Raw genomic sequence first — 10,129 nt, forward strand, 5'->3', positions numbered from 1 at the left:
GCCGCGGCGAGGCCGAGGCCGGCTTCGTCTACCGCACCGACGCAGCCATCGCCGGCGACAAGGTGAAGATCGCCTTCACGCCCACCGGCCACACGCCCGTGACCTACCCGATCGCCGTGGTCGCCGAGAGCAGGCAGAAGGCGCTGGCGGCCTGAGAGGGAAAGGAACATCATGACCATCGCCATCCAACCCGCCGGCAACGTTGCAGCGGACCCGGTCGACCATCTGCTCGAGATCGGCCTGAAGGACCTCTGGTATCCGATCTGCCCCTCGGATTTCATCAAGGAGAACCCCGTCTCCCTGCGCCGCCTCGGCCGCAAGCTTGCGCTGTGGCGCGACGGCGAGGGCGTGCTGCATGCACTGGAAGACCGCTGCCCGCACCGCGGCGCGCCGCTGTCGCAGGGCGTGGTGCTGGGCGACCGGCTCTCGTGCCCGTACCACGGCGTGGAAGTGCGCCACGACGGCGTGGTCACGCGCGTGCCCGGCAGCCCCGGCTGCAAGCTCGAAGGCTCGAAGGCCACGATGCACTTCCATGTGCAGGAGCGCGCGGGCGCCGTGTTCATCTACAACTCGAAGGAGCCGGTGGACGTGCCGCCGCCGCTGGTGCTGCCCGAGCAGCTCACCGACGATGGCGAGTACAGCAGCTTCCTCTGCTACACCGAGTGGAAGGGCGACTACCGCTACGTGCTCGACAACGTGATGGACCCGATGCACGGCACCTACCTTCACAAGCAGTCGCACTCGATGGCCGAGGGCGATTCGAGCGCGAAGTTCGGCATCCGCCAGACCGACACCGGCTTCGTGTTCGAGAAGGAAGGCCAGCGCAACGTCAACTTCGACTGGACCGAGTGGGCCGACACCGGCATCCATTGGATGCGCCTCGAAATCCCGTACCCGAAGACCGGCGGCCCCGGCGGCAACTTCATCATCATCGGCGCCTTCTCGCCCATCGTGAAGGGCATGACGGCCACCTTCTTCTGGCGCGTGCGCAAGCTGCAGCCGGGCTGGCAGCGCGACACCTGGCGCTTCCTCTACCGCAACCGCCTGGAGGCGCGCCATTGGCATGTGCTGGAGCAGGACCGCGTGATGCTCGAAGAGATGGAAGCCGACGCCAACCAGCACGAGAACCTGTACCAGCACGACCTGGGCATCGTTCGACTGCGCCGTCACATGCGCAACCTCGCGGTCGCACAGCTCGCCGAAACGAACGAGGCCGCGGCGGCCTGACAGGGGAGAGAGCTTCGCCATGTCTTCCCCAACGCTCAACGCCCTGGTGCACACCATGCGCTACGAGGCCGACGGAATCGTGAGCGTCGAGTTCCGGCCGGCCACGCCCGAGGTGGATTTCCCCGCCTTCGAGGCCGGCTCCCACATCGACCTGCACCTGCCCAACGGGCTGGTGCGCAGCTACTCGCTGTGCAACCCATCGAGCGACCGCCAGCGCTACGTGGTGGGCGTGCTCAACGACCGCAAGAGCCGTGGCGGCTCGCGCTACGTGCACCAGCAGCTGCGCGTGGGAATGACGCTGCCCATCTCGACCCCGCGCAACAACTTCAGGCTGCAAGAGGGAGCCGAACGCTCGGTGCTCGTGGCCGGCGGCATCGGCGTGACGCCCATCTGGTGCATGCTGCAGCGGCTGGTGGCCATCGGCAAGCCGGTCGAGATCGTCTACTGCGCCCGCACCCGCAAGGAAGCGGCCTTCTACGAGGCCATCGAGGCGCTCGCCAAAGAGAAGTCGGTGCAGCTCACCTGGCATTTCGACGACGAGAAGGGCGCGCCGCCCAGGCTGGCCGAACTGCTGTCGGGCAAGGGTGCTTCGAGCCACTACTACTGCTGCGGGCCCACGCCGATGCTCGATGCCTTCGAGAAGAGCTGCGAGCAACTGGGCTATGCCAACGCGCACATCGAGCGCTTCGCCGCCGTGCAGGTGGAATCGGGCGCCGCCTCGCAGGCCTGCGTGGTGGAGTGTGCCAGGAGCGGCAGGAGCGTCGAGGTGCCGGCGGGCAAGTCGATCCTCGACAGCCTGATCGACGCCGGACTCAACCCCGATCACAGCTGCAAGGAAGGCGTGTGCGGCGCCTGCGAGACGGCGGTGCTCGAGGGCGATATCGACCATCACGACGGCATCCTCACCAAGATCGAACGTGCGTCCAACAAGACCATGATGATCTGCGTCTCTCGCTGCAAGGGCGAGCGGCTGGTGCTCGACATCTGAACAGGGCCGAAGGCCGACAGAAGAAAACTACCCGAGACAACTCAATGAAAAAGTACCTGATCGCGCTGGCTGCGGCCAGCGGGGCTGGCGCAGCGCTGGCCCAATCTTCCCTCACCCTCTTCGGCGTGGTCGATGCGGCCGTCACCTACACCAAGGGCAGCGGCGCCGGTTCGGCCAGCAGAACTCAGCTGACCAACAGCGGCAACATGTTCAGCCGCCTGGGCTTTCGCGGCACCGAGGACCTGGGCGGCGGCTACTCGGCCAACTTCTGGCTCGAGATGGGCCTTCAGAACGACAGCGCACTGGGCTTTCCTTCGAACTCGAACAACCAAGCCAGCGGCAACGGGCCGGCGGGCGTGCTGAGTTTCAACCGCCGCTCCACTGTGAGCCTGGCCGGTCCCTTCGGCGAAGTGCGGCTCGGCCGCGACTACGTGCCGGCCTTCTGGAACACCGCCATCTTCGATCCCTTCGGCACGGGCGGTGGCATCGGCGCCAACCAGATCTACTTCTCGAGCCTGGGCGGTCTCGTCGCGCCCACGGGAACGCGCGCATCGAACAGCATCGGCTACCTGCTGCCGGCCAGCCTCGGCGGTTTCTATGGGCAGGTGATGTATGCCATGGGCGAGAACGACTCCAGATCGGTGCTGCCGGGCACGCTGGTGTCGAACAGGCACGACGGCGACCACACCGGCGCGCGCTTCGGCTACCAGGGCGGTGGCCTCAACATCGCGCTGGCCACCGGCCGCACGCGCTATGCGAGCGGCGACCTGCGCGTGACCAACCTCGGCGCCTCCTACACCTTCGATGCCTCGCTCATGAACCTCAAGCTCACGAGCGAGCTGTACAAGGAGTCGAAGGGCACCACCGATGCCAAGGGCGTGCTGATCGGCTTCCAGCTGCCCATCGGGCCCGGCGAGATCAAGGCCTCATATGCGCGCTACCGGCTGGAGCCAGCGGGCGCGCTGCTGAAGCCCACCTCGTCGAAGCTGGCCATCGGCTATGTGCACAACCTCTCCAAGCGCACGGCGCTGTACGCAACCATCGCGCGCATCAGCAACAGCAACGGTGCATCGCAGGCGCTCTCGGGCGCGATCACCGCGCCGAACCGTGCCTCCAGCGGCACCGAGTTCGGCATGCGCCACATGTTCTAGGCGCGCGCCCTTTCACCCTCACCTGGCAGGACCGGCCATGCAGAACAGCAGCAACAACAGCAGCAAGAACGACAAGAGCCTTCGGTGGTACGGCGTCATCACGCTGTTCGTGATCGTCGCCATCTCCTACGTGGACCGCATCAACATCGCGGTGCTGATCACCGACGCGGCCTTCCTCAACCACGTGGGCCTCGCGGCCACCGACCGCGTGAGCCAGGGCTTCCTGGCAACGGCCTTCATGCTGGGCTATGGCGTGTCGGCCTTCGTGCTCACGCCGTTCTGCTCGGCGCTCTTCGGCGTGCGGCGCAGTCTGGTCTACGGGCTGATCCTCTGGGGCGTGGTGACATGGGCCTCGCCGATGTTCCACAGCTACGGCCTGTTGCTGGCCTCGCGCGTGCTGCTGGGCGTGTCGGAGGGGCCTCTCTTCTCTCTGGCCTCGGCGTACATCAAGGCGCACTTCCGCAGCGACGAGAACGGCAAGCCCAACGCCTTCGTCAACATGGGCACGGGAATGGGGCTGGCCATCGGTTATCCGCTGGTGGGCTGGCTGCTCACGCAGTTCGCGTGGGACAGCTCCTTCCACGTGCTCGGCGTGCTGAACATCGCGCTCGGCATTCCGCTGGTGCTGGCCTTCGTGCGCATGCCGGCGGGACATGGCGATGGCGTGAAGCCGTCGTCCTTCGGCGAGGCGATGTCGCGCGTGGGCGGCATCGTGAAGGGCGCGCTGCAGACGCGGCACCTGTTCCTCATCACGCTGCTGACCTCGGCGGCGCTGGCCTACCTCTGGGGCAGCAGCAACTGGCTGCCGACCTACCTGCGCGAGGCGCGCGGCTTCTCGATGCGCGAGATGGGCTGGCTGGCCTCGCTGCCGCAGTACGCCACCGTGCTCGCGGTGTTCGTGGGCGGCGTGCTGATCGACAAGGTGGGGCGCGAGCGCGTGCCCTTCATCTTCATGGGCGCGAGCGTGGGCGTGGCGCTGTCGGTGCTGATGGCCATCAATGCGCAAGACCCGTATGCGGCGGCGTGCTGTCTGGTGGCGGCCAACTTCTTCTGGGGCCTGCAGAGCCCCGCCATTCCGAGCACGGTGCAGTACTGCTCGCGGCCCGAGCACACGGCCAGTGCCTTCGGCGTGACCAACGGCGTGGGCAGCCTCGTGGCGGGCTTCATGCCGGCGCTGATGGGCGGCGTGATCGGCGCAATGTCGCATGGCGTGGGCGCCAGTCCCGCTGCATCGGCGGCTTCGTCGGCCTCCGGTTTCTTCGCTGGTTTTGCATTGCTCATCGGCACGCAGATCGTGGTGTTCGGCTGCGGCTTCATGCTGTGGCTGCGCGACCGCTCGCACGGCGCGCACACAGTCTCTGGTTCACAGCTTTCATAGGCTTTTCGAAGGCTTGTACCTTCGTACTGTGGCCGTCGCGTCACAGTGCCGCGTGCCGTTTTCCGTCATCTGCGTGAGCAGGTGTTTCGGCGGCTGAACCATCTTCGTATTGCATGGCATGCACCGCATGCCATGACGCCATTCGGCCTATGGCGCGCGAACATTTTGAGAAAGAAAAGTTCCGCGATTCGTTGAGCGCACAGCGTCCATCAGCTACAACTGCGTGACATCAATGGACGAGGGAATGCGCGTGAAATCAACGACAAGAGCCGCAGCAAGTCTTGCCATCGCCAACACGGCCAGCACTGTTTCCGCTTCGTGCAAGTGCATCGCGCCGACGATGCGCATGCACTGACGAAGGCCTTCGCGCTACAAGCCCGCCTCCGCATCCCATCACCCGCGATCGACGGGAATGGAACCGCTCACCCCACGAATCCTGGGACCGCCGCTTCGCGCGCGGTGTGACCCTGCATGACTGTGTGGTCCTGACGAACGCCTGAGTTCGCCGGGAGGGCACCTTGTTGCCCGTTTCTTCCCGATTCCCCCGTTGTCCATCTCACTCATCACCGCGCGCGTCTTGCGCATCGCAGGCTATCCGCCGGCGCATGCGAAGGCGGCGCATGTTTCTTCTTACCAAGAGTACTCAGAGGCGATCATGAAAAGATTCAATACACCCGTGGTCAATCATCTTGCCATCACCGCGGTGACCCTTGCCGTCCTCACGGCTTGCGGCGGCGGCGGAGACAGTGGTGGCGCTTCGCTGGGCGGTGCCGGCACCGGACTCAGCGCACCTTCGGATCAGGTGGTTTCCGCTCCCGTGTCCGATCCCACCGCGAAGGCTCCGGACGACGGCGCACCCAACCTCGCGGACAACTCGGCTTCATCCGTCGACCGCTCGGCCAGGCCGATGGAACTGCCCGACACCGTCTGGCCCAGCAACTACAAGCTGTGGTTCCGGCCCGATGCGGCGCTCAAGACCTTCGTGGGTCGCGGCGACGTGGAGATCGAAGTGCTCAAGCCGGTGGACGCCATCGTCGTCGCCGCGCACAACCTGAACTTCGCCAAGGGCCGAACCACGCTGCGCAAGGTGTCGAACCCCGGCGAGGCGATCCCGCTCATTCCCACGCCGCAGACGCTGGGCGACTTCGTGCAGCTGCGGCTGAACGACGGCCAGATCGCCAAGGGCAAGTACCTGCTGCACATGGAGTGGGACGGCAAGATCCAGTTTTCCGACGCGGAGTACTGCCCGCCCGCCGAAGTGGCGCGCAACCCGTTCTGCTCGGCCGCCACCGGCATCTTCAAGGTCGGCCTCTCGACACCCGAAGGCGTGAGCAGCGACGCCATCGTGACGCAGGGCGAGACCAACTACGCGCGGCAGTGGTTCCCGGGGTGGGACGAGCCGGCCTTCCGCCACACCTTCGAGATCTCGGCCGAGGTGCCGGGCGACTGGAAGACGGTGTCCAACGGCGCGCAGACCGAGGCGACCAGGCTGCCCGACGGCTACCAGCGCGTGGCATTCGAGAAGACGCCCTCGATGCCGATGTACCTGACCTTCTTCGGCGGCGGCAAGTTCGACATCCTGGCCGACAAGTTCAAGAACCCGCTGGACGGCAGCGAGATGCCGCTGCGCTGGTTCACGCCGCCGGGCCGCTCCGACTGGGCCAAGTTCGCGATGGAGTGGACCAAGGTGTCGATGGACTACTACTACAACTACACGGGCATCCCGCTGCCCTTCAAGAAGTTCGACACCGTCGCGGCCAACGACAGCTACGACAACAAGCCCAACACCGGCTTCGGCGGCATGGAGAACTGGGGCTCGATCTTCGAGTTCGCCGACTCGGTGCTCACCAAGCCGGGAGACACGCCCACGCTGTATTCGGTGACGGTGGTGACGCACGAGGTGGCGCACCAGTGGTTCGGTGACCTGGTCACGCTCGACTGGTGGGACAACGTGTGGCTCAACGAGTCGTTCGCGCGCTGGTTCGAAAGGCGCACCACGATCAAGTTCCACCCCGAGTACTACAGCTTCTCCGACTACGTGCTCGACAAGCACAACGTGATCGTGGCCGACCTGAAGAACACGGCCGTGCCGGTGCAGCGCAACCTCAACGACGCGGGCTCGTTCGGCTTCATCAGCCCGTCGATCTTCGTCTACAACAAGGGCAGCCACGTGCTGGAGACCATCCAGAACTACATCGGCGAGGAGGCGATGCAGAAGGGCCTGCGCATCTACCTGAAGGACTACGCCTTCGGCAACGTCACGCCCTCGCGCCTGTGGAGCTCGCTGGAGAAGGCCAGCAACGGCAAGAAGGTGAGCGAGATCGGCGACAGCCTGATCCGCCAGACCGGCATTCCGCTGCTCACGGTGGACGCGCAGTGCGCGGGCAACAGCACCTACGTGAACATCACGCAGGAGGCTTTCCCCAACCAGAACCTGTACCCGGCATCGACGTGGACCATTCCGGTGACGCTGGCCTACGGCGACTCGATGGAACAGCGCAAGACCTTCGTGATGTCGGGCAACAGCACGCAGGTCGAGCTGCCGGGTTGCACCGCGGTGCTGGCCGGGCCGACCGGGCAGGACTACTACGTGAGCAACTACAGCGCCCCCTCGTGGAGCGCGCTGCTGGCCAAGGCGCAGAACTTCGCGGGCAACAAGCCGCTGCTGCTGAACATCGAGCGCGACGCGTTCCGGCTGCTGGGCGTGGGCCGCATCACGCAGGCGCAGTACGACCAGATCAAGGGCGTGCTGAACCTGCCTGCGCCACTGCTGGCGAAGACGCAGGTGAGCGAGCAGAAGATGATGGCGGTGGCCACCGGCGCGGAGAAGGAGGAGTACCCGCATGCGCTGCGCTTCCAGGGCAGCCTGAAGCTGCGCGACAACGAGAAGCGCTGAGCATCGCCTGAACCCGGCACGTGCCGCCCGCATCAACGGCGGCGCGTGCCCCTTCGACAAGGACCATCATGAACACAGCATTGAAATGGCTGACCGTGGGTGCATCGGCATTGCTGCTGGCTGCCTGCGGCGTGAACAGCGGCAGCAGCAGCGCACCTGAGGCCGAGCTGGTCGGCACCTACGCCGTGAAGCAGAACGGCGCGCTCAAGGAGCTCATCAAGATCGAACGGCAGGGCGACGGCTACGTGATGCGCGACAAGGTGCGCACGCCCGAGTGGAGCGAGCCGAAGATGACGATGAAGCCCGTGACGCGCGAGCACTGGAGCCGCATCACCACCGACCAGGAGAACACCGCCTTCGTCGGCGTGGCGAGCGAGCAGCTCGGCATCTTCAAGGTGCCGGCGGGCTGGCGGAAGAACGGCTTCCAGACCTCGACCGGCTACTTCCTCTTCTATTCGCGCGGGCCGGTGGAGGCGTACAAGCTCTGAAGCAGCGAGCTCAGGCGGCGGGCGCCACGCTCGCGCCCTCGATGTGGTGGCGCTTCAGCGCATCGGCCACGAAGCCGCTGGCCTTCATCTCCTCGACGAAGGCCGCGAGCAGCGTCTGCGCTTCGGCGCCACGGCTGGCGGGCGTACCCATGGCCTGCTGGATGACCATGAAGCGCCCCGGCAGCACGCGCACGCCGGGTGCGAGCTTCGCCTCGCCCTCGAGCATCTGGCGGATGCCGGCCGCCACTTCGACTTCGCCGGAGCGCAGTGCTGCAAGGGCAGGTCCTGCGCCCTGGAGGCGGACGATCCCGGCCGCCTTGATCTCGCGCGTCAGGAACAGGTCGTAGGCGCTGCCCGCGCCGACGGAGATGCGATGGCCCTCGGCGTCGACCTGCGCGTTGTCGGTGAGCGCCGAGGCTTCGGGCACGAGATAGCTGCCCTCGATCAGCACGTACGGCGCGGTGAACAGCAGCCCCTCGCTGCGAGCGGGGTCGATGGCGAAGAAGCCGATGTCGGCCTTCTCGTTCTTCACGGCATCCACCGAAGCGGCGGCTTTCTCGAACACCACCAGCTCGATGGCCACGCCGAGGCGCCGCGCGAATTCGCGCGCCAGGTCGACCGACACGCCCACCGGATCGCCGCCGGACGGTGCCCTGTTCGCGAGGATCGGGTTGCCGAGGTTGATGGAGGCGCGCAACGCGCCGCCGGGCGCGAAGGCTGAAACGAGGGCGGGGGAGATCGTCGTCGGCTGAGGCTGTGTCATGGCGTTCATTCTTCGGCAGGCGCCGCTGTGGAAGATGGGGAAGCGCGCCAGTTTACGGGCCGGCTTGCCGGAATTCCTACCGGATGTAGGGAAGCGCGCCCACCGGCCGGGCCTCGCGGGTTCGCTTAGGCTCGAGGCATTCAGAAGAAATAGTTTCGCTCCCGTGCCGCTTTCCACTTTCCTTGTCGAAGACAACGCCTACATCCGCCACAACCTGATCGCCGCCATGGAGGACGAGATCGACATCGATCTGGTCGGCACTGCCACCACCGAGGAGGACGCCGTGGCCTGGCTGGCCGAGAACCCCGGTGCCTGGGACCTGCTCGTGGTCGACCTGTTCCTGCATGAAGGCTCCGGGCTGGGCATCGTCAAGCGCTGCGGACGCAGCCGTCCGGGGCAGTGCGTGGTGGTGCTCACCAACTACGCCACCGGCGAAATCGCCGACTGGGCGCGTCAATTGGGTGCCGACGCCGTCTTCGACAAAGCGGTGGAGCTCGACGGTTTCTTCGCGCTGTGCGCCAGCCTGAAGGAGAAAGGCCGGGAGCGAGGCGGCGAGCCGCTGGAAGGACTCTTGTCATGAACGCCGCGGCCCGACTCTCGGTGGCCGAAGTGCTGCGTCCGTTGCGCGATGCGACCCAAGCACTGCATGAGGCGCTCGACAGCCGCCTGCCGATCGCCCGCGAAAACGCATCGCTGGCCGACTACGCCGCTCACCTGTGCGCGCTGCGTCCGTGGCTGGATGCGATGCGGCAGGCGCTGGCCGTCCCCGGCGATCCGGGGCTGGACCGAGTGGCGCGCCGCACCGATCGGCGCCTGGCCGCCCTCGCGCTCGATCTGGAGGACGCCGGCGCAACGCTGGCCGGGGAGCGGCGCGCCGCGGCAGGCGATGCATCCCTTGCCCCGCTGCTGGCGGAAGCAGCCCGCGAACGCGCGTTCGCCTGGGGGCTGGCCTACGTGCTCGAAGGCTCCCAGCTCGGTGGCATGGCCATGCTCAGGCGCCTGGGGCCCAGGCTGGCGCCCCACCCGATGCGCTACTTCCGGCCGGTCGATGCGCCCGATGGCGTGCCCGCGCAGTGGAAAGACTTCGTCGCTCAACTGGCGACAGCGCTGCGCGATCCGGCGGCGGTCGGGGCGGCCCGGCGCGGCGCGGTGGCCGGCTTCGAGACCCTCATGCCGCGCTTCGGGCTGACGCCAGCCTGCCTGTAGGAACCCGCCGACGAGATCGCCGAGGACGCGCT

Annotated in this window: 10 protein-coding genes and 1 pseudogene; 9 read left to right on the plus strand and 2 right to left on the minus strand. The window is 66.6% G+C overall.

The features are described 5' to 3' along the window. From QMO14_RS25290 to QMO14_RS25310, 5 genes and pseudogenes are all read left to right on the plus strand, one after another. Positions 1-149 (plus strand): annotated as a pseudogene (locus tag QMO14_RS25290) (molybdate ABC transporter substrate-binding protein); the annotation flags it as partial. 22 nt (positions 150-171) lie between these two features. Continuing rightward, positions 172-1,227: an aromatic ring-hydroxylating dioxygenase subunit alpha gene (locus QMO14_RS25295; protein WP_301510514.1), complete on the plus strand. Its 1,056-nt coding sequence runs from the start codon at positions 172-174 to the stop codon at positions 1,225-1,227. A 19-nt stretch (positions 1,228-1,246) separates the two neighbouring features. Beyond that, positions 1,247-2,215, plus strand: a complete 969-nt coding sequence (locus tag QMO14_RS25300) for a PDR/VanB family oxidoreductase (protein WP_301510515.1) — start codon at positions 1,247-1,249, stop codon at positions 2,213-2,215. A 44-nt stretch (positions 2,216-2,259) separates the two neighbouring features. Next, positions 2,260-3,366, plus strand: coding sequence for a porin (locus QMO14_RS25305; protein WP_301510517.1), 1,107 nt, complete (start codon positions 2,260-2,262; stop codon positions 3,364-3,366). A gap of 37 nt (positions 3,367-3,403) precedes the next feature. Beyond that, the gene (locus QMO14_RS25310) at positions 3,404-4,744 is read left to right on the plus strand and encodes an MFS transporter (RefSeq protein ID WP_301510518.1); all 1,341 of its coding nucleotides are present in this window, start codon (positions 3,404-3,406) and stop codon (positions 4,742-4,744) included. A 213-nt stretch (positions 4,745-4,957) separates the two neighbouring features. Here QMO14_RS25310 and QMO14_RS25315 read toward each other — a convergent pair whose 3' ends face one another. Then, entirely contained in the window at positions 4,958-5,092 is a 135-nt protein-coding gene (locus QMO14_RS25315) for a hypothetical protein (RefSeq protein ID WP_301510520.1), read from the minus strand. 307 nt (positions 5,093-5,399) lie between these two features. Between QMO14_RS25315 and QMO14_RS25320 the strand changes: the two genes are divergently transcribed. Together QMO14_RS25320 and QMO14_RS25325 are read left to right on the plus strand one after the other, a co-directional pair. Further along, positions 5,400-7,640, plus strand: a complete 2,241-nt coding sequence (locus QMO14_RS25320) for a M1 family metallopeptidase (protein WP_301510522.1) — start codon at positions 5,400-5,402, stop codon at positions 7,638-7,640. A gap of 68 nt (positions 7,641-7,708) precedes the next feature. Further along, the gene (locus QMO14_RS25325) at positions 7,709-8,128 is read left to right on the plus strand and encodes a hypothetical protein (protein WP_301510523.1); all 420 of its coding nucleotides are present in this window, start codon (positions 7,709-7,711) and stop codon (positions 8,126-8,128) included. Positions 8,129-8,138: 10 nt separating this feature from the next. Here QMO14_RS25325 and QMO14_RS25330 read toward each other — a convergent pair whose 3' ends face one another. Further along, complete coding sequence (locus QMO14_RS25330) at positions 8,139-8,891, minus strand: transporter substrate-binding domain-containing protein (RefSeq protein WP_301510525.1); 753 nt, start codon at positions 8,889-8,891, stop codon at positions 8,139-8,141. Positions 8,892-9,054: 163 nt separating this feature from the next. Here QMO14_RS25330 and QMO14_RS25335 point away from each other — a divergent pair, with 163 nt between their 5' ends. Together QMO14_RS25335 and QMO14_RS25340 are read left to right on the plus strand one after the other, a co-directional pair. Continuing rightward, positions 9,055-9,471: a response regulator gene (locus tag QMO14_RS25335; RefSeq protein WP_301510527.1), complete on the plus strand. Its 417-nt coding sequence runs from the start codon at positions 9,055-9,057 to the stop codon at positions 9,469-9,471. Further along, complete coding sequence (locus tag QMO14_RS25340; RefSeq protein WP_301510528.1) at positions 9,468-10,097, plus strand: biliverdin-producing heme oxygenase; 630 nt, start codon at positions 9,468-9,470, stop codon at positions 10,095-10,097. Before QMO14_RS25335 ends, QMO14_RS25340 begins: the two co-directional genes overlap by 4 nt. Positions 10,098-10,129: the final 32 nt, after the last annotated feature.

It is taken from the genome of Variovorax sp. CAN15, from assembly GCF_030462475.1.
Classification (GTDB): domain Bacteria; phylum Pseudomonadota; class Gammaproteobacteria; order Burkholderiales; family Burkholderiaceae_C; genus Variovorax.

Excerpts from the sequence above, each read along its gene's own strand:
- QMO14_RS25295 (WP_301510514.1), top strand. The coding sequence starts at position 172 with ATGACCATCGCCATCCAACCCGCCGGCAACGTTGCAGCGGACCCGGTC.
- QMO14_RS25300 (WP_301510515.1), top strand. The coding sequence starts at position 1,247 with ATGTCTTCCCCAACGCTCAACGCCCTGGTGCACACCATGCGCTACGAG.
- QMO14_RS25305 (WP_301510517.1), top strand. The coding sequence starts at position 2,260 with ATGAAAAAGTACCTGATCGCGCTGGCTGCGGCCAGCGGGGCTGGCGCA.
- QMO14_RS25310 (WP_301510518.1), top strand. The coding sequence starts at position 3,404 with ATGCAGAACAGCAGCAACAACAGCAGCAAGAACGACAAGAGCCTTCGG.
- QMO14_RS25315 (WP_301510520.1), bottom strand. The coding sequence starts at position 5,092 with ATGCGCATCGTCGGCGCGATGCACTTGCACGAAGCGGAAACAGTGCTG.
- QMO14_RS25320 (WP_301510522.1), top strand. The coding sequence starts at position 5,400 with ATGAAAAGATTCAATACACCCGTGGTCAATCATCTTGCCATCACCGCG.
- QMO14_RS25325 (WP_301510523.1), top strand. The coding sequence starts at position 7,709 with ATGAACACAGCATTGAAATGGCTGACCGTGGGTGCATCGGCATTGCTG.
- QMO14_RS25330 (WP_301510525.1), bottom strand. The coding sequence starts at position 8,891 with ATGACACAGCCTCAGCCGACGACGATCTCCCCCGCCCTCGTTTCAGCC.
- QMO14_RS25340 (WP_301510528.1), top strand. The coding sequence starts at position 9,468 with ATGAACGCCGCGGCCCGACTCTCGGTGGCCGAAGTGCTGCGTCCGTTG.